Source organism: Pseudomonas sp. CGJS7, assembly GCF_036961695.1.
On the sequence record NZ_JBAMDI010000031.1, the window covers coordinates 1 to 21,608 of the forward strand.

General features: G+C 64.1%; 21 protein-coding genes. 10 read left to right on the plus strand and 11 right to left on the minus strand.

What is annotated here, in order from left to right:
• Window positions 1–1,011: 1,011 nt before the first annotated feature.
• Window positions 1,012–2,445 (minus strand): hypothetical protein, encoded by a 1,434-nt coding sequence (locus V7787_RS19430; protein ID WP_336089156.1) that lies wholly within the window; start codon window positions 2,443–2,445, stop codon window positions 1,012–1,014.
• Window positions 2,438–2,932, minus strand: a complete 495-nt coding sequence (locus V7787_RS19435) for a hypothetical protein (RefSeq protein ID WP_336089157.1) — start codon at window positions 2,930–2,932, stop codon at window positions 2,438–2,440. The genes V7787_RS19430 and V7787_RS19435 overlap by 8 nt, the downstream gene beginning before the upstream one ends.
• Window positions 2,933–3,750: 818 nt before the next feature.
• Between V7787_RS19435 and V7787_RS19440 the strand changes: the two genes are divergently transcribed.
• The gene (locus V7787_RS19440) at window positions 3,751–4,056 is read left to right on the plus strand and encodes a WYL domain-containing protein (protein WP_336089158.1); all 306 of its coding nucleotides are present in this window, start codon (window positions 3,751–3,753) and stop codon (window positions 4,054–4,056) included.
• Between the two features lie 266 nt (window positions 4,057–4,322).
• On the opposite strand, the gene V7787_RS19445 is transcribed toward V7787_RS19440, so the two are convergent.
• The 4 genes from V7787_RS19445 to V7787_RS19460 form a co-directional block, all read right to left on the minus strand.
• Window positions 4,323–6,539 carry a WD40/YVTN/BNR-like repeat-containing protein gene (locus tag V7787_RS19445; RefSeq protein ID WP_336089159.1) on the minus strand — a complete coding sequence of 739 codons (2,217 nt, stop codon included), beginning with the start codon at window positions 6,537–6,539 and terminating at the stop codon, window positions 4,323–4,325.
• A gap of 483 nt (window positions 6,540–7,022) precedes the next feature.
• A complete protein-coding gene (locus tag V7787_RS19450) occupies window positions 7,023–8,243 on the minus strand; it encodes a M23 family metallopeptidase (RefSeq protein ID WP_336089160.1) in 1,221 nt (406 codons plus the stop codon).
• Between the two features lie 231 nt (window positions 8,244–8,474).
• Complete coding sequence (locus V7787_RS19455; protein ID WP_336089161.1) at window positions 8,475–8,906, minus strand: hypothetical protein; 432 nt, start codon at window positions 8,904–8,906, stop codon at window positions 8,475–8,477.
• Window positions 8,907–9,200: 294 nt separating this feature from the next.
• Window positions 9,201–9,821, minus strand: coding sequence for a flagellar basal body L-ring protein FlgH (locus V7787_RS19460; protein WP_336089162.1), 621 nt, complete (start codon window positions 9,819–9,821; stop codon window positions 9,201–9,203).
• Between the two features lie 254 nt (window positions 9,822–10,075).
• On the opposite strand from V7787_RS19460, the gene V7787_RS19465 reads away from it, so the two are divergent.
• Window positions 10,076–10,579 carry a cupin domain-containing protein gene (locus tag V7787_RS19465; RefSeq protein WP_336089163.1) on the plus strand — a complete coding sequence of 168 codons (504 nt, stop codon included), beginning with the start codon at window positions 10,076–10,078 and terminating at the stop codon, window positions 10,577–10,579.
• A gap of 119 nt (window positions 10,580–10,698) precedes the next feature.
• Here the strand turns inward: V7787_RS19465 and V7787_RS19470 are convergent, their stop codons facing one another.
• Window positions 10,699–11,436 (minus strand): hypothetical protein, encoded by a 738-nt coding sequence (locus tag V7787_RS19470; protein ID WP_336089164.1) that lies wholly within the window; start codon window positions 11,434–11,436, stop codon window positions 10,699–10,701.
• 264 nt (window positions 11,437–11,700) lie between these two features.
• Between V7787_RS19470 and V7787_RS19475 the strand changes: the two genes are divergently transcribed.
• The 5 genes from V7787_RS19475 to V7787_RS19495 all read left to right on the plus strand — a co-directional run bounded on the left by V7787_RS19475 (window position 11,701) and on the right by V7787_RS19495 (window position 14,808).
• Entirely contained in the window at window positions 11,701–12,174 is a 474-nt protein-coding gene (locus tag V7787_RS19475; RefSeq protein WP_336089165.1) for a hypothetical protein, read from the plus strand.
• A 462-nt stretch (window positions 12,175–12,636) separates the two neighbouring features.
• Window positions 12,637–13,221, plus strand: a complete 585-nt coding sequence (locus V7787_RS19480) for a hypothetical protein (RefSeq protein ID WP_336089166.1) — start codon at window positions 12,637–12,639, stop codon at window positions 13,219–13,221.
• A 70-nt stretch (window positions 13,222–13,291) separates the two neighbouring features.
• The gene (locus V7787_RS19485) at window positions 13,292–13,795 is read left to right on the plus strand and encodes a hypothetical protein (protein WP_336089167.1); all 504 of its coding nucleotides are present in this window, start codon (window positions 13,292–13,294) and stop codon (window positions 13,793–13,795) included.
• Between the two features lie 73 nt (window positions 13,796–13,868).
• Complete coding sequence (locus tag V7787_RS19490; protein WP_336089168.1) at window positions 13,869–14,258, plus strand: VOC family protein; 390 nt, start codon at window positions 13,869–13,871, stop codon at window positions 14,256–14,258.
• A gap of 334 nt (window positions 14,259–14,592) precedes the next feature.
• On the plus strand, window positions 14,593–14,808 hold the full coding sequence (locus V7787_RS19495; protein ID WP_336089169.1) for a DUF6289 family protein: 216 nt from the start codon (window positions 14,593–14,595) through the stop codon (window positions 14,806–14,808).
• Window positions 14,809–14,878: 70 nt separating this feature from the next.
• Here V7787_RS19495 and V7787_RS19500 read toward each other — a convergent pair whose 3' ends face one another.
• Window positions 14,879–15,742, minus strand: coding sequence for an AraC family transcriptional regulator (locus tag V7787_RS19500; RefSeq protein WP_336089170.1), 864 nt, complete (start codon window positions 15,740–15,742; stop codon window positions 14,879–14,881).
• A 101-nt stretch (window positions 15,743–15,843) separates the two neighbouring features.
• Here V7787_RS19500 and V7787_RS19505 point away from each other — a divergent pair, with 101 nt between their 5' ends.
• Together V7787_RS19505 and V7787_RS19510 are read left to right on the plus strand one after the other, a co-directional pair.
• Window positions 15,844–16,389, plus strand: coding sequence for a carboxymuconolactone decarboxylase family protein (locus tag V7787_RS19505; RefSeq protein WP_336089171.1), 546 nt, complete (start codon window positions 15,844–15,846; stop codon window positions 16,387–16,389).
• Between the two features lie 84 nt (window positions 16,390–16,473).
• Window positions 16,474–17,040 (plus strand): redoxin family protein, encoded by a 567-nt coding sequence (locus V7787_RS19510; RefSeq protein ID WP_336089172.1) that lies wholly within the window; start codon window positions 16,474–16,476, stop codon window positions 17,038–17,040.
• 214 nt (window positions 17,041–17,254) lie between these two features.
• Here V7787_RS19510 and V7787_RS19515 read toward each other — a convergent pair whose 3' ends face one another.
• The 3 genes from V7787_RS19515 to V7787_RS19525 form a co-directional block, all read right to left on the minus strand.
• Window positions 17,255–18,727 carry a catalase gene (locus V7787_RS19515; protein ID WP_336089173.1) on the minus strand — a complete coding sequence of 491 codons (1,473 nt, stop codon included), beginning with the start codon at window positions 18,725–18,727 and terminating at the stop codon, window positions 17,255–17,257.
• A 188-nt stretch (window positions 18,728–18,915) separates the two neighbouring features.
• Complete coding sequence (locus tag V7787_RS19520; protein WP_336089174.1) at window positions 18,916–19,827, minus strand: dihydrodipicolinate synthase family protein; 912 nt, start codon at window positions 19,825–19,827, stop codon at window positions 18,916–18,918.
• A 24-nt stretch (window positions 19,828–19,851) separates the two neighbouring features.
• On the minus strand, window positions 19,852–20,643 hold the full coding sequence (locus V7787_RS19525; RefSeq protein WP_336089175.1) for an aldolase: 792 nt from the start codon (window positions 20,641–20,643) through the stop codon (window positions 19,852–19,854).
• A gap of 175 nt (window positions 20,644–20,818) precedes the next feature.
• Between V7787_RS19525 and V7787_RS19530 the strand changes: the two genes are divergently transcribed.
• Complete coding sequence (locus V7787_RS19530; protein ID WP_336089176.1) at window positions 20,819–21,382, plus strand: helix-turn-helix domain-containing protein; 564 nt, start codon at window positions 20,819–20,821, stop codon at window positions 21,380–21,382.
• Window positions 21,383–21,608: the final 226 nt, after the last annotated feature.

A 21,608-nucleotide genomic window follows, 5' to 3' on the forward strand; every position in this document is an offset into this window, starting at 1 on the left:
GCCCGGTCCCCGCAGCCCCCAGCCCTGAGCTCGCCGTGATACCGTTCTCGATCCGTCGCGCCAAGGCCCGCGCCGCCGCCCTGCTCGATGCCCTCGAAGTGGGTGAAATCTGGGACGCCTCCGACGCCGAGCGCGCGTTTAACTTCCAGCGTCATTGGGGCGTGCTGGTGGCCCGGGCACCGCGGGGGCTACGACCAGTTGCTGGACCAGGGACGGCAGGTGCGGGACACCTCGCCGACGTTCGCGCGGCTGTATTGCTCGATGGCGCCTACCGGGTCCGCTCCCTAGCCATCGTTAAACGAGGCGAAGCCGCTGCTTGGCAGCGCGTCGCAGCTTTCATAGGCTAAGCCATGTGCTTATCAAAAGCGGATGGAAGCGCCCGCTCAGCGATGCTGCCGAGAGCGGCTATCGTCGGAACTCAATTCATTAGGGTTTAAGAGTACTCTGGGTACCAACGCGCGGGGCATGTATGGACTTGATCGGTAGAGTTCGGGTCTTCGGGGCTCCGGGCGCATGTCAATCGAGGTTGGACTTAGCGCGAACAGGCGCGCCAATATCCCCAGTTCGAACCTCTCTATTTCGAATTCAGCGACCGTCGAAAACGCCTTGTTTTCGGCGGTTTTTGCGTTTGGGGGGTTGGACTTAGGTCGACGCGTTTCGACCGAAACGGGGCCGATCACCCCCACGTTTCTCTCTGTTTTCTCAGGGCGTTGGTTTTTTAGTCCAATCCCCGATTTTACGTTTCCTTCTTTTTCAACGGCTTAGCGTTGGTCCAAAAAGAGCGGTTTGACGGCGTAGATGCCAAAAAAATTTGGATCAAACTTTCGATCCGCGTACTCGTGTCGCAACTTGCCGCTGCGCGCCCGCCGTCCGCAGTCATAGCCACCACTCAACGCCACTTCATGATGCCTTGACTCAGCCACGGCACCATCGGCATCCCGTTCGACGACCCACGCGTGTACAGCGCGAAGCGATAGGTCGTAGAACTCAGGCGCGACTTTGACGAATGCTTTAGAGGGTCATCTTGGGACCGCCCTGAGACGGTCCCTCCGGCCCCTGCGTGGGTGATGGGGGCTGCGGCTGGCTCTGTTGCTGGTTGAGTTGCTCCACCCGTCCCAGACTCTTCTCCGCCGGCACTTGGGCTGCGTTGCCTGCGTCGATCGCCAAGTGGTGGTGCGGACCGGCCGGTCCGTGCGGAGACGCATATCCGATGAGGTTCGTGCTTCCGTCCGCCCCTCTGCCGATCACGACTCCAGTGAGGTTCGCCCCCACGGTGGGATCGGCCTTTACCGCCGCCAAGCCGGCGGCGGCGAGGTTACGGGCCTCGGCCTGGCTCCAACGACCGTCGGCTTGGACCGCGCGATGGAACATTTCGAAGGCCGGGTGATCGGGATGACCGGGGCTGTCCGCCTGGATCGGCTGCGCCCTTTCGGCAACGGCGTCCCTGGGCGCCTTGTCCATCGCCGAACTCGTGTCCCGGACGGTCTTGAGCTCGAGCTTGCCGTGGCTGGTGTCCGTGATACCCAAGCTTTTGCTCGGACCGCCCAGGTCCAGGCCGTTGCGTTCCAATTGGTGCAGGTCGAGCTTCAAGCTCGTCAGATCCAAGCGGACCTCGGGCAGGGGCTGGGTGCTGGATGCACCCAACTCTGCCCGTCTGGCCGCGATCGTCTCCAAAACGGTCCCTCCGTAGTAGTTGCGGTAGTTGGAGCTGCCGTCGCGTCCCAAGCCAGCGCCCTTGTCGTAATGGCACGCGGCGACCGCTTCGATGGCGGGACTGTCGAAACGGTTGCCCGTGTGCTGCATGCCGTCGTTGCGCAGGTGGATCCCGGGAGCCAATGCTGGCGGTCGGTTCTCCTTGGGTTGGTCGACGCAGCGGGTCGTCGGAGCCACGCGGTCCAAGAATTCGTCGACGTTGAATTGGGCCGGGCGCCCGCCCGAGATGCGGCTCGCCAGCGCATTCATGCCCACCAACTCTGCGAGCGCCTCGTCCCTGCGGGTGAAATCGAGGTAACGCTGGCTCTCGCGAGTCAAATCGACGTAGGACGCGTTGCCGGCGGCGTCGCGCAACGCGATCTCGATTGCGACGGACAAGCGTTCGATCTCCATGGACCGCGCAGGGGCCGTGAGGGCGTGGCCCACCTCGTGCCCGATCACGCTGGCGATCTTGTCGATGCGGGCCTGCGGCTCGATCGACTTGTCGGTGAACGCGTCGACGCTCACGAACACCGTCTTCGACGCCGTGTCGTAATGGCCGCCCTCGTGGGGCTGCGTCGTCACCGAGAGTCGGCTGAGCTGCCCTTGGTTCATGGCGGCGACCATGACGCTCGACAGGTAGGGCGAAGTGGCGATCGCCGCCTCCATGTCGGCCACGGCGGACGGAGGTAGATCTTTCTGCTTCGCCAGATCCTCGATCAACGGCCTCAGTTCGGGGCGCACCTCAGCCATGGCTCAGATCCGCGCTGTCCGCGTCGATCTGCACCGACAAAACGCAAGGGCGCCCCTCGGCGGTGCCGTCCTGAGCGCGGTAGAGGTTGGCCTTGATGTAGAAGGCGATGGTGTTCTGGGGGAAATCCTTGCGGAACGACCAACGTTCGCGCTGGTGGGTCGGCCCGCGGGTGCGCGAGTAGCCCAGCTTGACCAGCGCATCGCTCAGCGGTTCGAACGCCAAGCCGCAGTTGGTCAGCGCACTCTCCGGGTTTCGCGGGTCGCCGCGCCAGCGAGGCGGGATGAAGCGAACCTCGACGCGGCGGCCCGGCACGTTGGGGTAAACGGAGCTGACCACGACGTGGTAACGCCCACCTTCCCCGAGGTCGCCTTCGGCGATCAGCCGGCCCGGACTCTCCGCGGCCGCGGTCAACGGTGTGCCCAGCATCCGAGCGACCTGCGCGCCTTCCGTCTGAGCTGCCGTGCTGAGTCCCTTGATGAGCTTCAAGAGCCTTGCCTGAAGTTCCTCGGGCGTCAGAGCAGGCCCCTCGGGGACCAAGACACGAGGGGCGCTCGGGGCCGCAGTTACTGTCTGGTCTGCTTGCACCGCGGCTTGATCGGATGTCGCCGCAGCGGCATCGCCAGCCTGGTCTAGCGAAGAGGGGGGGCCGGAACCGGGGGCCGTCATGGCGGAGGTCTCCTGGGGTTTTACCGGGGCCGGATCAGTCGAGGGCTGCGCGCACGCCGTCAGCCCGACCAAGGCCAGCGTGAGCACAGACCAAGCGCCGAGGGGATGGACGCGTTGAAGACCCTCCGTGGAGCGGACAGCAGCGTTGCGTGTCACGTGAATTCTTTCCTTCGCCGCGTCGATTGCCTGGGCGCCAGGCAATGTCGACGATGCGCAACCCTCATTGGTGCGGCAAGGCTGCGTGCGTCAACGCGATCAAGTCGATAACGGGACGTGCAGTGCAAATCGAAAGACCCGCCAAAAACATATGCCAATCAGGCACATGGAGTGCATCTAGCGATCAGAGCACATACGAAGCGGCTTCAGAACGGATCTGCACCGCCACGGCAAGCCGCAGGCCATTTACCCGGAACTATTGCGACGCAACACGCCGCCGTCGTCGCCGCGCTGGCAGAGTCAAAGGGACGATGTGCCAAATGGACATAGTTATGGTGATATTTGTGGTGAGTTTTAGTGAGTGTCAGTGGTTAAGGCAGTCGTAAAATGTGACGAAAGGCAAGAAACCCAGGGGCGCGTTAACCCGCCCCCGCTGCGGCGCCCGGCTCAAGGGAGAGAGCCATCAACACCAGGTGGTCTGCATGCTCAGCCAATGGTTCAGCCGATTCACACCGAGTCGGATACTCGCTTCGTCCTACGGCCCGGGCATTCCCATGTCGCCGCTGGAGCGACTGGTCCAATCCGCCATCCACGACGGGAAACGGCTTCGCTTCAGCTACGACACGCTCATTTCGTCCCGAGTCCGGACGATTCATCCCACCGGGCTGCTGTATCCGCGCTCCCATAACCAGGACTCCGACCCATACGTGGTCGGCCATTACGAGAGCGGCTTCATCGAACATCGGTTCTTGCTGTCCCATATGAGTGAACTGACGCCCTTGGATTAGGGAGCATCTCGCCAGTCCAGACAGCACTTTGCCATCGCACAGGCAACCAGGCGCTTACCTGCGTCGCCTTCTTGGCTCTGCCTACTCCTCGTCCAGCCAGTCGACATACGGCCGCAGATCTTCAACGCAGGGGAACAGGTCGCCAATCTCATGGCGAACGGCAGATGGTTGCCATAGCGGAAACCGTCGCGCAGGCGCTATGGCCGCCGACCGATCAGACGACGACCCAGGTACTGACGTTGCGGCTTACCGCTATGCAGTCGCCGTCATCGCCACTTCATGACGCCCTGCCCGGGCGACGCCACCCACAGCGCCCCGTTCGCCGAGACGCGCGTGTACAACGCGAAGGGAAACACCAAGCCCGCGTTCTGCGCCACGAAGCCGGACACGCCATCGGCGCTGGTCAGCACGCCCTGGCTGTCGGCGGCGTAGTTGCCCGCCAGTACGGCGCTGGAACTTCCGAAATACACCCGCCCCGTGCTCGGATGCACGCTGACGCTGCGCGCCCAGTTGCTGGCCTGCACGCGCGTCCAGCTCTGTCCATAGTCGCCGGATCGGTACAAACCTTTGTTGTTGCCCTTCACCGCGATCCACAGATTGTTGTCGCGGCTGGCCAGGTCCATCGGACCGGCGTACACCCAGGAGTGATGCAACCAGTGCTGGCCCGGCGTCCAGCCGGCAACCAGGTCGGCCGGCAACGCCATCGCGCTCCAGCTGCCGGCGGGGCCGCCTTGCCAGGATCGATAGATCGCCGTGGGCGACAGCGCGAACATGCCGTTGCTGGCCGTGTAGTACACCCGGAAGCAATCGTCGCCTGGGCAGTCGAGCACGCGCTGCCACGTGCTGCCGCCGTCTTGGCTCTGATAGATGTCGCCGTTGACCGCTGCGGTGACCCAGCGGTAATCCACGGCGCTGTCATGCGCCACGACCAGCCCTTCCAGGCGCCGAATCGGATTGGGCAACCCTTGCGTCAACCGTTGCCAGCTCGCGCCGCGGTCGTTGCTTTTGAGCAAATACATCGGCTCATTGCAAGGAGTACCGCATCGCTCCAAGTTGCCGCCCATCTGCGCCCACACCACGTTGGCGCGCGCGGGATCGGCGATCACGCTGAGCGTGTTGCCGCCCTTGCCGGCCCAGCCGCCGGTGTACGCGCTGGGGTTGAGCGCAGTCCAACTGCCGCCGCCGTCGTCGGAACGCCACAGGCCGATGTCCATGTAGCCGGCGTACACCAGATTGGCATCGGCCTGGCTCTGCTCGATCACGATCGGCACGACGTTATCGAGCCCGCGCGAGCGCCAGCCGCTTCCCGACGCCAGCGACGCGCTGTCGGCCCAGGTACGGCCGCCATCGGCGCTGCGATGCACGAACTGATTGTTGCTCCACAACACCGTCTGCGGACGCGCCGGGTTGTAGCCGAGGGTCTGGGCCATGCCTTGGTAGCTGTAGCCCATGCCCCAATCCTCATCGGCGCGCGACCAACCGCCGGATAGGCTGAGCGTGCGCTTGCTCCAGCTCGCACCCGCATTGGTGCTTTCCCACAGGAAACTGCCATACGTCCCGGGCACGCGCAGCGCCTGATTGTCCAGATCGACCACACGCACGCGATTCGCGTTGGCCGGGTCGGCCAGGATCATTCCGGCCGGCACGCTCGCGCCGCTACCGATCAAGCTCCACGAAAATCCGGTTTCCGTGGATTTGTAGAGCCGCGCGGTATGGTTCGCATCGACCACGCTGGCGTACATCAGATTGAGATTGTTCGGATCCAGCGCATACGCGACATCGACCACCCGTCCCTGCTGCGGATCCAGACGAATGAAGCTGGCCCCACCGTTGGTGGAAAAGTAGGCGTGGTAGGGGATTTCGTCCTCGGTCCGCTCAGGGAAGCGGCCACGGCCGCTCAGCACCCACACCCCGTTGGTGTCGACCGGATGCGTGCGCATTCCCGTCACGCGCAGATTCGCCGGCAAGTTCGAACCGGTCGGACTCCAGCTTTCGCCGCCGTTGGTGGAGCGGATCAGGTAGGGCTGCAGGCTATCGAATCCAGAATGGACCGCGGCGTAAACGATATTGGGGTCGGCCGACACTGCCACCGCGGCGATGTAGCCGCTCGGATACTTGCGACTGAAGCCCGTGCCGTTGCTATTGCCGAGGAACAACCCGTTTTCGGTGCCGATCAGCAGCTTGCCCGGACGCGATGCGATCGCCGACACGTGTGTGACCGCCAGTCCCTCCGTCGCTCCCACGACCGACCAACTGGCGCCCGAATCGGTGCTGACGTAGAGGCCGCCGAGGTCCGAGCCGACCGCCCAATAGCCTTCGCTGGTCACTACCGGCGAGTTGAACGCGCCGCCGCCACCGGGGTTGCTGGATTTCCAGCTGGACTGCGCCTGCGCCGGAAGCATGGACACGGCGGCCAGCATCAAGCCGAACGATATAAGACGCAACGGTGAAGCGACGACGGCAGCGGATGTATCGGCGTACATGGGCACCCCCTGAGCAGTAGTTCTGTCCTGCAAGTGTTGTCGTGTAGCGCGCAGACGGCGCGACGCTTCGGACCGGCGTGACGGCTTGCATCGATTCGACGAACCGCCGACCAACGTCTGCCACTCGCGGCTCACGCGCCGCAATAGACAACACTCAATGGACTTCGACAATGCCCCATGGCCGAATTGAATTTCGAACATGCCATATCGGTGGATAATTTCAGCGCGCCTTACACTGCAAAGCTGCAGGCCATGCGTGCCTGCGAGCGCAACGCCATTTTTCGCAAGCCTCATCGCACGCGGCCCAGTTGGCGAACGATGTGGCCGATCTCACGTTCCCTGCGTGGCCAACGCCGTAGCCTTGGGCATGCCACATCGACGGGACACTCTCCCCGCCATCTGCACGCCCCGTTCAAGACTGTTGCTGAATCGCCAACCGCGCCAGCGCGATGTCCGTCTGCAGACCCGGCTTGGCCATCGCCTTCAGAACGTCAGCTCATCCCCACTCAATGGAAATTCCAGACTGCGGGTACTTATTCCGCCAGAGCCGTCCGTCGCGCGGAACCGATCAATGACGAAAGGAACGCCTTCGCTGTTCATGATGTCCGGCCCCGTACTCACCTGAAAATGAAGATGCGGCCATCGCGCATCGCCGGAATTGCCTATCCGCGCCAGTTGCGCACCTCGCCGAACGCGCTGTCCGACTCTGACCGCCACGCTGCCAGGTTGCAAATGCGCGTAATGGGCGAACTGTCCGTCGCCAAGGTCCAGTACGACGGTATTGCCCGCCAAGGTCTCCATGCTCAACGGCACCGCCGGTGAAAAACCCGCAGCGGTTCGTGGGACGTTATCGGGAAATCCATCTTTCGCTCGGACCACGGTCGCGTCCGCAACCGCAAACACCGGCTTCGCATACGCATGATAGGTACGCACGTCGGCTGCATCACCTGATTGGACATCGCCGTCAATGCGCTGCTTCCAGTCGATGGCGTATCTACGCGAGATCTGCGCGCTCCCGCCTGCTACAAACAATCCGGGACGATGATGACGATCAAGCGCCAACGCGTTGTCCGCCAGCCAGTGGCTGCCCCTTACCGGACTTGAAAGCACCTTTACGCGGCCTGCGGCGGTTCCGATGACCGGCCCTTCCGCTATCGCCGAGTCCAAAAGCACACGATGGCGAAGGCGGCTTGGAACCTCCGTGCCCTTCTGGAATGCCAAGCATAAGTAGGCGGTGGCGGATCGACCCGCCGCTAACGGATGCTCCGCATCGAGACCGCCTCCACCGATCAGGCTGAGCTGCTTCTGCATCGAAACTCCCGACAGAGAAAACAAGACGCTCTCGCCATTAGCGCTTGGCGCCAGGACATCCAGCCCATTGATTTTCACCGCATCTTCCGAATGATTCAGAAGCAGCAGCTCGTAGACGAGGTAGCGATACCCGCCCGCGCTGAAAGCACTTGGCTCGAAAGGCGTGCGAATATCAAGCTGCACCGGCGGGAAAGTGGACCTGAGATCAGCGCCGGGAGCTTCAGCCGGCGCTGGGCGCTGCGCCAGCGCGCAGCCCGTCGGCAGCGGACGGTTCTCAGGCGCGGCGAACACAGAATTTGAAATCGCAATGCCGGCAAGCAACACAAGCCAAGCCGCCGCTTTTTTCGTCGCGTCGACTTTCACCTTCGTTCTGAACTTGTCGCCGTGTTCCATCACTTTCTAGCCCTCAACGCTGCCGGTTGATTAGCTTATCCATTCTTGCGACAACGCAAAAATGCTCCCGGGGACCGCATGCTAGGCGAACGGACTTATCAAGCCATCGTCCATGTTCGCTTCTCCAAGCCAGCACTTGCGTTCGGAATTGCGCGCGCCTTGGAATTCAATTGAATTGCATCGCCGACTCGGAATCCCGATCGCGTCACGTCGCGTCGGATCGAATATGCACTACTCAGTGAGCTGGCTGCTCTTGGCTGCCGATTTCGCTTGCTGATCGGCAAGCCCACGCGCTGCGCCGAGCGCGAAGAGCACAAATCCAATTACCACCAAATGCATGACCACACTCATCCAGATCTGCACATAGACGGAGAACACCGTGTCGAGCAGATAGATGAGTGCGCTCACGTACAGTAGTGGCCTGACCTTTTTAGAGCCGACCGCGAGCACGACGAACAAACCCGCCGCGATGAAGTGAGACAAGCCACCGGCGATCGAGAATGGCAACGTCAGGCCAGCCGGAATCATGAAGTCCGAGTTGGTCGCAGCGCAGAACCCATTAATGGCTGTGAAAAGCGCGACCCAGATAGTCCAGCCCATGGGGGCGCGCCTAAGTCGATCGATGCGGAACGCTATTACTTCCGGACTTGTTGCAGCGCTCATAGAAACTCCTGTTCTTCAATGAATGAGATCCATCCCGTCCGCCCGAGACCCTGGGCTTGAGCGTGGCCAATTCTAAGCAAATCGGAAGCAAGAAGTACGATGCGCGCGTGCGGTGTATGGCGTAGCCGGCGCGATCGCTTTACCGAAGGGCTGCGACCGACTGCGGTCCGCTGGCTGTGTCCCGACCTTGCTCATTCGAGCCAACGACTTTCCGGTTGCGCGCAACGCACCTATTGCCTGCAGAACATCACTGGCTGTAGCCGCCTCCCGCTAGCGCCAAGGCGGCGCGACCGATCACTTCGCCCGCTGCAGGCTCAGGAACTTGTACATATTCTCGATCGCGCGTTGACGCCGCGAAGGATCCATTCCGCCGTCCTCGACCAATTCCAGCTCGGCGTCGGCGATCCGGTTGGATACCACCGCGTTGTCGATGCCGAGGTCCTGGCGGCGGACCCGGCCGGAGACCCGGTAAGTCTGCTCCTTACCGCTGACATCCAGCGTCAACAGGCCCTGGATGCGCACGCTGCGATCCGGCTTTACCGCGACCACCTCGGCCGGAATGATCGTCAGCAGGTCGCTGGACGCGGCTTGGGGATGGCTGGCGACCGGGGGCTTGGCCCAGGTCGATTTGAGCGCGAACACCTGGATCGCATCGCCCACGCGATGGGTGGGAGCGGTCGCCGGGTAACCGACATAGTCGTCGACGTCGACCGGCGTTGTGCGCGGCAACGAGGACGCCGGCGGCGGCGACATCGGCAGCGGCGGCGCCTCCAGCACCGCCCCGGTCGGCTCCGCAGGCGCAGGCGGAACCGCTGCCGCCGCTGGATTCTGGGCCGCCACCGGGCCGACGCAGACGGTCATGGCCATCAGCAGGACCAGGATCGATGCGCGGCGGGGCTTGGCTCGGGTACTCATCTGGAAGTCCTTTTCGTTTCCGCTAGCGGGCGAAACGGTAAAAAACGGGCCGCCACATCAGCCGATGCAAGCGGTCCCGCCGGTGGCGCGTTCCTCGTTGCGCTCGGACGCTCCTTAGCGTGACTGGATTCTTCCGAACTTGGTAGCCTCTGTGCGCCACGCAGATTCCGACCGCCCGTCCGATCTGCCCTGCACACAGCGAAAGCTTTCCAGACGCGCCAGGCAATCAACCCTGAACCCAGCGGAGTCGACCGATGACCGATACAGCAAACGCTCTTGCCGAACTGTTGATCCGCAACATCCACCAGCTTCCTTTGAATCCGTTCCAGCGCGATCCGCTCTACGCGAGCGACCGCGCGCGCATCACCGAGGGCACGGCCGCGCGCAAGCTCGCCGCGGTGTTCGACGTCGTCCCGCCGGGCAAACGCGTATGCCCGTATCACTCGCATTACGCGCAAGAAGAAATGTTCATCGTGATCGAAGGCTCGGGCACGCTGCGCGTCGCCGATCAGCTGTTGCCGATCAAGGCCGGCGATGTCATCTGCATCCCGCCGGGGCCGCAGTATCCGCACCAGATCCTCAACACCTCGTCGGCGACGCTGAAGTACATCTCCATCGGAACCACCGACGATCCGGAGATCTGCGTTTACCCCGACTCCGGCAAGTTCATGGCCGAGGCCGACTTGAATACCGAAGCGCCGTTCGAGTTCATCGGCAAGGCCGCCGGCGGCATCAACTATTGGGAAGGCGAGCGCTGAACCGTCCACGTTGCCGGCGGCCGCCCGCAGCAGACTTCGGTTCGTTGGCTAGCTGATTCACGCTGTAGCTCAATGAAGGCGCAGCTACGGCAGCGCCCTCGCCCAATCCGCGGACGCCGTTACCCACCGGTCTTGGACCCAGGCTTGGGCACCAGTTCGCCGACGACCGCGCCCTTCTCATCCAGCATGCGCAGCGAGGGCGTTCCGTCGTCGGCGACTTTCATCGTGATGCGCGGGCGGCCCTGCAGGTCGTTCATCGCCAGCACCACGCTGCCGTCGGCGTCGCGGGCCAGGCGCATTCTGCGCGTGGGCTTGCCCTTCTTGTCGAAGTAGGCTTTCTTCTTGATGTCTTGCTGGTCCTTCGGAAGATCCTTGAGCGAGGCCATGAACTCGATGTCCTCGACGATGGAATGGTCGGGGTAATCGGTGAACTGCAGCTTGGTCGCGCGGCCGTCCTTGCCTTCCTGCGAGTTGAGCGCCATGGTCTGGTCTTGTTCGTAGGCGTCGAAGGACAGGTGCCCGAAGGATTGCTTGGTCCCGTCCTTGCCTCTCTCGCCGCCGAAGATCAGTCCGCCGTTCTCGGTGCCTTCGTCGTTGAAGAAGATCATGCCGGCGACTCGCCGGTTCGGGTGCGGATATTCCTTGCCCTTGATGTAGATCCCCGGCGCCAGCGCCGCATTGGAGACCAGCAGGCGCAAGGTGCCGTCGGGTTCTTTCACCTTGATCCGCTGGACCTCCAGTTCTTCCACGACGATCTTCTTGTTGGCTTGCGAGAACCCGCTGAGCATCGCCGCGCCGAAGGCGAGCGTCAGGACGCCGGAGTAGATCACCAGAAAGCGCTGCCCATCGAATTTCATGCGGTGCCCCTCCGGGCGGTTGCGAGCGGATGAGCGAGGAACGCTACGCGCGTGCGCAGACGACGGCAAGGCCGTGCCGTAGGGCGATTCGCAACGGATCGTTCCTGGCGCGCGGTCCGACACGGGCCGCCCGGCCTGGATCAAAGCGGGGACTAGTTGCAGAATGCTCTGCGCAAGCACCGCCTGCATGCCGCTCTACGACCGCAGCCGCATCGCGATCACCGCCGGCATCCAAAGGATCCAACCATCCACCGAAGACAGCCCATGAATCGCATCAAGGATGTTGCGCTAATCGCTCTGGCGGCGCTGACCGTCGCATCGGGGACGGCGGTGTCGGGCGAGTGCGGCCACCAGCGGGGCCGGGCGGTCATCGCTTATCTGGGCAACGACGCCGAGCGAGAGCGGGATTGGAACTACGTGTACGGGAAGTATTCGATCCGCAACAACACGTCCAAACCGCTCGCCTTCCCCGCCTACACGGCGGGCGCCGGACCGGTCGTTCTTCATCCCTCCATCGCGACCCTCCAACGCCAATCCGAGCGTCGATGGATCGATGCGGTGGCGATCATCGAACACGTCGATCCCGCGGACGGCGTGGTTGAAATCGCCCCGGGCGAGGAGCGCGTCTTGCTGGCGTCGCAGGCGCAACGCGGAGCCGGGCCGTACAGGCTCAGGCTGCTCGATCGCAGCGGCTGCCGGGTGATATCCCAGCCGTTCTCCTTCGAAACATCCCAGTGACGCCAGCGTTGTCGTTCGAGCGGGCCGCGATCGTTCGCTTCGGTCATCCCGCCGATCCGATGCGGATCAACGAGCCGGGCCGATCGGCATGGGTCAAACTCGATCTGGCGTACTAGCTCGCGGCGTCCGACACGCGACGCCCACCAACGCTCATCCATCGATGACGATCACATTCCGATGGAATGAACGCGGCTAGCTTTCCTCATGCCTCGCCCGCGCGGCGGTTGGCCGATTGCGTTGAGCCGGACGGCACGCAGCAGCGCCGTCGTCGCGACGACTGGGCGGCCGTCTCGCGGACGCGAGCAGCGAAATCCGACGCCAAAAACCCGCAGCGACCGCGATGAATCCGCGAGTGTCGACGCTCGCGTTCGGCTTCATGCGCGGCCGCCAAGCGCGGTTTCCGCACTGGCGCCGGTGGCCGCAGCAGCACCCCAATCCCCCGAGTCCAAGGAGCCATCCGCCGTGAAAACCACGCGATCGCCCAACGTACGGATCTGCCTGTCGTTGCTGCTGTTGTTTCCGATCAGCGCCTACGCGATACAACAAGGCGATATCTTCAGGCTCAACCTCGGCGAGCCGAGTCCGAGCAGCCCGACCACCGATTCCAGCGGCTTCGATTACGCCGCCGCGGTCGAAGGCAACTGCGGCGTCATTCAACGCAGCACCTACGCCAGCTATCTGCTCAAGACCAATGTCGGCGGAAACAAGTTCGAGCTGACCAACTGCGGCAAGGACGGCGACGGCCATGTGGCTTGCGAGGTCAAGATCCTCAGCGGGAGTTACAGCGGCTACTACTGGTACCAGTCGGACGGCTACGTGCGCCCGTCCGGATCTTCCGGCCACGAGCGCTTTTCCTTCGTCCCCGCCGGCAGCTACAACTTCAGTTCGCAGAATCTGGGCAAGAACCAGGGCGATCTGTACAAGGTCCGCGATCCTGACGGCCGTTACCTCACAGTCGCGGAGAAACACTCCGATTGCGGGGTGAACTATCTGAGGTTCTCCACCAAGGAGGCGAAGAACGCGGTCAAGGTGACTTTGAAGCCCTGACTGGCCTTAGACTTTCGCCACGCGGTCGACTCCCGCACCGCGGCTCGAATGGACTGGGGCCCCCGACATCATGAAATCATGCTTCGCCGCGATCGCACTGCTATGGCTGGTTCCCGTTGCCGCGTCCGCATGTCGGTTGTACCAGTCGCCGGAGTTTCAGCTCCAGGCGAGCCAGGATGTTTCGGCGCAGCCAGCCCGCGTCGGCGTACGCAAGGTCTACTTCGCTCCGCGGATGTCCGCCGACGACAGTTGCAACGGCGTCGGCTTCATCCGAGTGGCGCTTTCCGGCCTGGCCGCTCGCGATATCGACAAACACGGGGTCTTCGTCCGGGCGCTGGCGGGCGTCCACGATGCCGGGTTGTTGCCCACCTATCCGCTCGCGCTGCGACGCGACCATCGCGGCGAGGTGTCGATCAGTCTGGCGTGGACCGGCATCACCACGGACGCCGACGGGCAGGTGCGCTGGAAACTGGAACTGGTCCCGGTCTCGCGCACCGGCGTGTTGGGCACGCCGGTAACGGTCTGCGCGGCGTCCGATGAATCGTGTCCCGCTCGGGGGAATAAGTCGCCATAGGATAGGGCGACTCATTCGAATCCAGGCCGCGCGATGGCCTGGAACGCCCAAGGTCGGACGACGGGAGGACGCCATGAAGCGCACCTGGACCATCATCGGCGTGGCCGATGTCGCCGTCAGCTTCGCTTGGTATCAAACCTTGTTCGGCCAGGCCCGCTCCGCGCCGGCGCATGAGCATTTCGGGCAGATCCGCGATACCGACGGCACGGTGCTGATCTGTCTGCACCGATGGGGCGCGCACGAGCATCCATCGCTGGCCAGCCGCGACAGCGCGCAGCCGGGAAACGGCTTGCTGCTGTTCTTTCGCGTCGACGACTTCGACGCGTGCTTGGGCAGAGCCCGCACGCTGGTGTCCAGGCTCGATGAAGAGCCCAATCTCAACCCGAGCACCGGGACGCTGGAGTTCGCGCTGCGCGATCCCGACGGGTATTACGTCATGGTCAGTGCGCTGAGCGCGGATTGACTCGCCCAACTCGATTTCGACCGGCGCGAACAGGCGATCGATCGCCCTGCGCCATCTGCTGGCAGAACACCGGCGCGCCGATGGCATGTGGTTCGATTCGCGCGCCGGGATCGTCGGCGCGCTGCGCGGTCGGACGTCGCCACCGCAACATCGGCGCGACCCGCAATGCCCCCATTCGATGCGACTCTGTGATCCGTCTCGCAGTCAGATTCGATTGCGGTCACCGTAATCTGTGCGCAATTGTAACGCTTGATTTCCGCGTCGCTGCCGCGCGCGCGGCGGCGTTATCTTCGCCACGCGGCGATCGGCCGCAGCAAGCCAGGAGAGGATTGCGATGCGAAACATCAAGTTGATGGTATTGGGCGCGGTGTTGGTGCTGTCCGCCGGCGCCGGCGCGGCCACCGCTTCCAGCGGCTGTTTCTGCTCGGTCGTTTACTACGACGTCGACGGCACCACCGTGGTCGGCATCAGCCAACCGGCCGCTTGCGGCGATACGGGTTGGGGCCGGGCGACCAACAAATCCAAGGTGTACGCCGGCTGCGTGATGTAAACGCCGGCAACGCGAGCCGCTCGGCGCCGCCGGGCGGCCCGCGTCGCGCGGTAGCGCCACCACGCCGCGCTTACTCCGCCTGCTCCGACAACCACGCCCGCGGCGAGCGCCCGACCCGCTGCACGAACATCCGCGACAGCGCCGAGGCATTCGCATAGCCCAGATCGGCGGCGATGGTCTTCACCGGTACGCCGCCGCGCAATTGTGCCTGGGCGATGCTCACCCGCCAGTCGGCCAGATAGTCGGCCGGCGTGGTCGCCATCACCGCCTTGAAGCGCGCGGCGAACGCGCTGCGCGACAGGCCGGCGTGTTGCGCCATCCGCGGCAGCGTCCACACATCCTCGGGCCGATCGTGGATGGCGACCAAAGCCCGCGCCAACGACGGGTCGGCCAATCCGTGCAACAGGCCCGGCGGCGAACGGGTGGCGTCGGGATGGTCGATCAGCCAGCGCAGCAGTTGGATCAACACGACCTCGAACAAACGGTCGGCCAACAGATGGCTGCCGCAACGCACCCGCTGGGTTTCGTCGAACAGCAGAGCGAGCGATTGCTCGATGCCTTCGACCTTATCCAGCGGCAACAACAACAACTCCGGCAAGGCGCGGGCGATCGGATGGGCGCTGCCGCCGGCGAATTCCAGCGTGGCGCAGACGAAGTCCGAGCCTTCGCTGGGCGCGTTCTTGAAGTGATGCGTGCGCGGCCGCGGATAGAAGATCAGGCTGGGTTCGTCGACGACGATCCGGCGCGGCAGGCCCGAGCGCGGCGAATGGGTGAGTTCCACTTCGCCGCGACGCAGTACGTGCAGGAAGCCGCGATTGGTCGCGGAAGAAAAGTCGTTGATCCCGCACAACGGCCCGGCGTGCAGCAGATGCGCGCGCACCTGGAAGCGCTGGAACAGCGAGGTGAGCCGGTCGATGGGGGCGGTCGCGTTCATGGACGAATTGGTACGTAATCTGGACTTATCGGCACCAATCATACTCCCGGCGTCACTACAGTGGCTGCGTGCATTCCGCACCGACTCTGTGAGAAGCCCCCATGTCCCGTATCGATCCCGTCACCGAAGCCACCACCAAGGACGCCAGCAAGGCCTTGCTCGCGCAAATCCACGGCGCGTTCGGCGCCACGCCCAATATGTTCCGCGTCGTCGCCCATTCGCCGGCGGCGTTGGCGAGCATGTGGGGCTCGTTCGGTGCGCTCGGCGCCGGCGTGATCGGCGCCAAGCTCGGCGAACAGATCGCCGTGGCCGTCGCCGACCGCAACGGCTGCGGCTATTGCCTGGCCGCGCACACTGCCCTGGGCCGCAAGGCCGGCGCGTCGGCCGAGGAGATGAAGGCCGCGCAGGCCGGCCAGTCGGCCGATCCGAAAACTGCCGCGGCGCTGCGCTTCGCGCTCAAGCTGGTCGATAGGCGCGGCCAGGTCGACAAGAGCGAGGTGCAGGCGCTGCGCGATGCCGGATTCGACGACGAACACATCGTCGAGATCCTGGCCCACGTGGCCTTGAACCTGTTCACCAACTACGTCAACGAAGCCTTCGAAGTCGCGCTCGATTTCCCGGCGGTCAAGTTGCGCGCCGCCGCTTGAGGCGGGTTGCGCCGATTCGCGCCCGCGAAGGCCGGTGACGGCCTTCGCGGGCGTCGCGTTCGTTGTCATCGGAGCACTGCGCCTATGCAAACCCCGTATCCACAAGCCCCCGCCCTTCATATCGAGCAGTGGCTCAACACCGAACATCCGCTCTCGCTGGCCTCCTTGCGCGGGCGGGTGGTGGCGCTGCACGCCTTTCAGATGCTGTGTCCGGCCTGCGTAAGCCATGGCCTGCCGCAGGCGGGCAAGATCCGGCGCCTGTTCGCGCCGGACGATGTCGCGGTGCTGGGCCTGCACAGCGTGTTCGAACACCATTCGGTGATGACCGCGGCGGCGTTGCGCGCCTTCGTCTCCGAGTACCGTCTGGATTTCCCCATCGGCATCGACCGGCCCGCGGCGTCGGGCCCGGTGCCGACGACGATGCGCGATTATCGATTGCGCGGCACGCCCAGCGTCGTACTGATCGACCGGCAGGGCCGGATCCGGATGAATCACTTCGGCGTTATCGACGACATGGCCTTGGGCGCGGCCATCGGCCAGTTGGTCGCCGAGCCCGTTCTGGCTGTTTCGACCGCGTCGAGCAATCCCGACCCGTCGACACGCCCGACGCAAGACGGCCAATGCAGCCCCGACGGCTGCGCCTTGCCGTGACGCCGTTCGGCACCTTCGCACTCGCCTGACCCACAGCAAGAAACCCAGCCTTATGGCCGGGTTTCTGCTTACATTCGCACCGCTTCTATCTACGGCAGCCAACAGCCGCCCACAAAACCGCGCCACCCACCTACCGTCATTCCGGCGAAAGCCGGAATCCATTTTGATCTTGCTCTCAGCGGCAAGGACGCATCGGCCTTGTCAAACACTCCTACTAGGCCGTCGAATCCAACCCAGCCGCCTTGGCCACCCCAGCCCCATAAGCCGGATCGGCCTTGCTGCAATTAGCGATATGCCGCCGCTTGATGAACTCCGGCGCATCGCCCATCGCCCGCGCGGTGTTCTCGAACAACACCTGCTGCTGCGCCGGCGTCATCAGCCGGAACAGATCGCCGGGCTGCTTGTAGTAATCGGCGTCGTCTTCGCGGAAGTTCCAGAAGTCCGCATCGCCGTTGATCTTCAGCGGCGGCTCGCGGTACTCGGGCTGTTCCTGCCATTGCTGGTAGCTGTTGGGCTCGTAGTGCAAGGTGCCACCGTAGTTGCCGTCGACCCGCATCGCGCCGTCGCGATGGTTGCTGTGCACCGGGCAGCGCGCGGCGTTGACCGGAATCTGATGGTGGTTCACGCCCAGGCGGTAACGCTGCGCATCGGAGTAAGCGAACAACCGCGCCTGCAGCATCTTGTCGGGCGAGTAGCTGATGCCCGGGACCAGATTGTTCGGCGCGAACGCGCTTTGCTCGACCTCGGCGAAGAAGTTTTCCGGATTGCGGTTGAGCTCGATCACGCCGACTTCGATCAGCGGATAGTCCTTCTTCGGCCAGACCTTGGTCAGATCGAAGGGGTGGTACGGCACCTTGTCGGCGTCGGTCTCCGGCATGATCTGCACGTACACCGTCCACTTCGGGAAATCGCCGTTCTCGATCGCGCCGAACAGGTCGCGCTGATGGCTTTCGCGGTCGCCGCTGATCAGCTCGGCGGCTTCAGCATCGGTCAAATTCTTGATGCCCTGCTGGGTACGCATGTGGAACTTGACCCAGAAGCGTTCGTTGCCTGCGTTGATGAAGCTGTAGGTGTGCGAGCCGAAACCGTGCATGTGCCGGTAGCTGGCGGGAATGCCGCGGTCGCTCATGACGATGGTGACCTGATGCAGGGCCTCGGGCAGGCTGGTCCAGAAGTCCCAGTTGTTGCGGGCGCTGCGCAGGTTGGTGCGCGGATCGCGCTTGACCGCCTTGTTGAGGTCGGGGAACTTGCGCGGGTCGCGCAGGAAGAACACCGGCGTGTTGTTGCCGACCAGATCCCAGTTGCCTTCCTCGGTGTAGAACTTCAGGGCGAAGCCGCGGATGTCGCGCTCGGCGTCGGCCGCGCCGCGCTCGCCGGCGACGGTGGTGAAGCGGGCGAACATCGGGGTCTGCTTGCCGACCGCGCTGAAGATCTTGGCGCGGGTGTAGCGGCTGATGTCGTTAGTGACGGTGAACTGGCCGAATGCGCCCGAGCCCTTGGCGTGCATGCGCCGCTCGGGAATGATCTCGCGGTTGAGATTGGCGAGTTTCTCGATCAACCACACGTCCTGCATCAACACCGGGCCGCGCGGGCCGGCGGTCATGCTGTTCTGGTTGTCCACCACCGGCGCGCCGAAGGCGGTGGTGAGTTTGCTGGGCTTGGGGTTGTCGTCGTTTTGCTGGCTCATGGCGTGGCTTCCGGTGGGGATCGGGTGGCTTTCGACGTTAGACGCTAGCCGATGCGGTGTGAAATCGTTTCTTCCGTTGCTTTCGATAGGCGCGGCCTATGCGGTTTGAAGCAAACAGCGCCGCGCGCACGCAAGCGCGAAGGGCGATCGACGCCCTTCGCGCTGCGTTCAACCAGATTGGTTTGGGATCACGCCGCCAACGCAGCGCCTTCGCCGTTCACCTTGCGCAGGATCGCCGCCAGCGCATCGCAACCGGCCGCATCCAGCGGCAGCACCGGATTGCGCGGCGATCCCACCTCCAATCCGTCCAGGCGCAAGCCGGCTTTGACCGTTTTCGGCAAACCGCCCTTGAGGATGAACTGCAGCAGCGGCAGTTGCCGATAGAAGGTCTGCCGCGCCAGGTTCATGTCGCCGGCCTTGGCCGCGGCGTACAGGCTCAAGGTCTGTTCCGGAATCAGACACGCCGCCGCCGTGCACCAACCGCTGGCGCCGGCGGCGAAGGCCTCCAGCGCCAGCGGGTTGCTGCCGTTGAAGAACGGCACCTGGCCGTCGGACAACTCGCGAATGCGGTGCATGCGCTGAATGTCGCCGGAGCTTTCCTTGATCATGCGCACGTTGTCGATTTCGCGGGTCATCCGGATCATCAGTTCCGGCGACATGTCGATGCCGCTGGTGGCCGGGTTGTTGTAGGCCATGATCGGCAGGCGCGTGGATTCGGCGATGCTGGCGTAATGCTGGAACACTTCGTCTTCGCTGAGTTTCCAGTACGAGGTCGGCAGCACCATGATCGCGTCGGCGCCGGCCTGTTCGGCGAAGACCGCCCGGCGCGCGGCGGCGTCGGTGGTCAGTTCGGAGATGCCGACGATCACCGGCACCCGTTTGTCGACGTGGACCACCGATATCTCGACCACGTGGCGCCACTCGGCCTCGCTGAGATAAGCGCTTTCGCCGGTACTGCCGAGCGGGGCGATCGCGTGCACGCCGCTGTCGATCAGCCGGTCGATCAGGCGGGTGAGCATGGCGGCGTTGACGGTGCCGTCGTGGTCGTGGAACGGCGTGATCGGGTAAGCGACGATGCCGTGGAAGTTGGGCAAGTGCATGGGTAACTCCTTGGTCGTTGCGCGTCAGGCGGCGGGGTTGAGGCAATCGGCGTGCTGCTTGAGCGCGCGGCGGGCGTAGTAGGCGAAGGTGGTCTGGCTGCGCTTGGGCGTGGAGATCCAGTCGTGGGCTTCGCGCGCCAGCGCTTCGGGGATCGGCTTGATCTCGCCGGCGGCCATCGCCAGCAACTGCAACTTGGCCGCGCGTTCGAACAGGGCCGCCAGCACGCAGGCCTCTTCGATGCTGGAACACGCCACCAACTGGCCGTGGTGGGCCAACAGGATCGAGCGCTTGTCGCCGAGCGCGGCGGCGATGATCTCGCCCTCTTCGTTGCCGACCGGAACCCCGGGCCATTCCTTGAGGAAGGCGCAGTCGTCGAACAACGGACAGATGTCCATGTGCGAGACCATCAGCGGCACTTCCAGCATCGACAGCGCGACGATGTGCAGCGGGTGGGTGTGGATGATGCAGTTGACGTCCGGACGCGCGCGGTAGACCCAGCTGTGGAAGCGGTTGGCTGGATTGGCCATGCCGTCGCCTTCGAGCACGTTGAGGTCTTCGTCGACCAGCAACAGGTTGCGCTCGGAGATTTCGTCAAAACCCAGGCCCAGGCGTTGGGTGTAGTAGGTGCCGGGCGTTTCGGCGCGGGTAGTGATCTGCCCGGCCAGGCCGGAATCGTGGCCGGCGTCGAACAGGATCCGGCAGGTCAGCGCCAGCTTCTGTTTCAGCGTCCAGGCGTTGTCCGGAAGCACTTGCTGCATGCGCTTGTGGGCCTTGGCGACAAGGGTGTTTTTATCGAGTTGCAGGGTGGTAGCCATGGGGGAGACCTCGTAGTTCGACGCCGTACTCGGGGGGAGCGGTGGCTGGGAGCGCGTGCTCGCCGACGCCGCGGAGCGGCCGCGGAAGCCAAGGCCGGGGGCGTGAGAACACTGCGGAGCCTTTATGACACAAAGTGTCATGTGAGACAATAGCGCTACCAGAACAGGTGCGGCTATGGCGGCTCGACTCAGAAGTTTGCGCAAGAAGTACGGTTGGACCATCGAGGCCCTGGCCGAACAGACCGGGCTGACCAAGAGCTATCTGTCCAAGGTCGAGCGCGGCCTGAGCGTGCCGTCGATCGCGGTGGCGCTGAAGTTGGCGCACGCGTTCAAGATCGATGTCGAGCAGCTGTTTTCCGACAACGCCGGCGAGCGCGCTTCGTTCACCGTCGTGCGCGCCGGCGAGCGCACGCCGATCGCCCGTTCCGGCAAGGCCGCCAAGCCCGCGTACGAGGGCATCGCGACCCAGCTCAGCCACAAGAAGCTGCTGCCGTTCATGATGTATCCGCCGCCGGATTTCGCCGCGTCGGAATTCAAGGAACACGCCGGCGAGGAGTTGATGTTCGTGCACCGCGGCGAGGTCGAGGTGATGTTCGCCGGCCAGAGCGTGCAGCTCGGCGTCGGCGACAGCGTGTACTTCGACGCGCAGATTCCGCACCGCGTGCGTTCGCTGGGCAAGACTCAGGCGCAGGTGCTGATCGTGGTGTACGACGCGCACGCCGAGGCCGAGGAAACTTAACCGCGCGGCGTTGTCGTCGATTCCTGCCAACGCGCTCACACAAACCTTGGCAGGATCGCGCCCGGCAGCGCTGGCGTGAACGCGGCGGCGCCTGTTATCGCTTGTCCGCAACGACCGCGAAGGCACGCAGCCCACGGCGCGAGCAATCCGCCGGCCACGCCGAACCCACGCATCCGCGAACGCATTCCCGCGGCGGTCGAACCCTTCCGATCCTCCGAGAGGTGCT

What these genes read in the sequence shown, in the direction of transcription:
- V7787_RS19470 (WP_336089164.1), bottom strand. Translation starts at nt 11,436, where the DNA reads ATGAAATTCGATGGGCAGCGCTTTCTGGTGATCTACTCCGGCGTCCTG.
- V7787_RS19500 (WP_336089170.1), bottom strand. Translation starts at nt 15,742, where the DNA reads ATGAACGCGACCGCCCCCATCGACCGGCTCACCTCGCTGTTCCAGCGC.
- V7787_RS19450 (WP_336089160.1), bottom strand. Translation starts at nt 8,243, where the DNA reads ATGGAACACGGCGACAAGTTCAGAACGAAGGTGAAAGTCGACGCGACG.
- V7787_RS19525 (WP_336089175.1), bottom strand. Translation starts at nt 20,643, where the DNA reads ATGGCTACCACCCTGCAACTCGATAAAAACACCCTTGTCGCCAAGGCC.
- V7787_RS19490 (WP_336089168.1), top strand. Translation starts at nt 13,869, where the DNA reads ATGAAGCGCACCTGGACCATCATCGGCGTGGCCGATGTCGCCGTCAGC.
- V7787_RS19455 (WP_336089161.1), bottom strand. Translation starts at nt 8,906, where the DNA reads ATGAGCGCTGCAACAAGTCCGGAAGTAATAGCGTTCCGCATCGATCGA.
- V7787_RS19485 (WP_336089167.1), top strand. Translation starts at nt 13,292, where the DNA reads ATGAAATCATGCTTCGCCGCGATCGCACTGCTATGGCTGGTTCCCGTT.
- V7787_RS19445 (WP_336089159.1), bottom strand. Translation starts at nt 6,539, where the DNA reads ATGTACGCCGATACATCCGCTGCCGTCGTCGCTTCACCGTTGCGTCTT.
- V7787_RS19515 (WP_336089173.1), bottom strand. Translation starts at nt 18,727, where the DNA reads ATGAGCCAGCAAAACGACGACAACCCCAAGCCCAGCAAACTCACCACC.
- V7787_RS19475 (WP_336089165.1), top strand. Translation starts at nt 11,701, where the DNA reads ATGAATCGCATCAAGGATGTTGCGCTAATCGCTCTGGCGGCGCTGACC.
- V7787_RS19510 (WP_336089172.1), top strand. Translation starts at nt 16,474, where the DNA reads ATGCAAACCCCGTATCCACAAGCCCCCGCCCTTCATATCGAGCAGTGG.
- V7787_RS19430 (WP_336089156.1), bottom strand. Translation starts at nt 2,445, where the DNA reads ATGGCTGAGGTGCGCCCCGAACTGAGGCCGTTGATCGAGGATCTGGCG.
- V7787_RS19460 (WP_336089162.1), bottom strand. Translation starts at nt 9,821, where the DNA reads ATGAGTACCCGAGCCAAGCCCCGCCGCGCATCGATCCTGGTCCTGCTG.
- V7787_RS19530 (WP_336089176.1), top strand. Translation starts at nt 20,819, where the DNA reads ATGGCGGCTCGACTCAGAAGTTTGCGCAAGAAGTACGGTTGGACCATC.
- V7787_RS19495 (WP_336089169.1), top strand. Translation starts at nt 14,593, where the DNA reads ATGCGAAACATCAAGTTGATGGTATTGGGCGCGGTGTTGGTGCTGTCC.
- V7787_RS19505 (WP_336089171.1), top strand. Translation starts at nt 15,844, where the DNA reads ATGTCCCGTATCGATCCCGTCACCGAAGCCACCACCAAGGACGCCAGC.
- V7787_RS19465 (WP_336089163.1), top strand. Translation starts at nt 10,076, where the DNA reads ATGACCGATACAGCAAACGCTCTTGCCGAACTGTTGATCCGCAACATC.
- V7787_RS19520 (WP_336089174.1), bottom strand. Translation starts at nt 19,827, where the DNA reads ATGCACTTGCCCAACTTCCACGGCATCGTCGCTTACCCGATCACGCCG.
- V7787_RS19440 (WP_336089158.1), top strand. Translation starts at nt 3,751, where the DNA reads ATGCTCAGCCAATGGTTCAGCCGATTCACACCGAGTCGGATACTCGCT.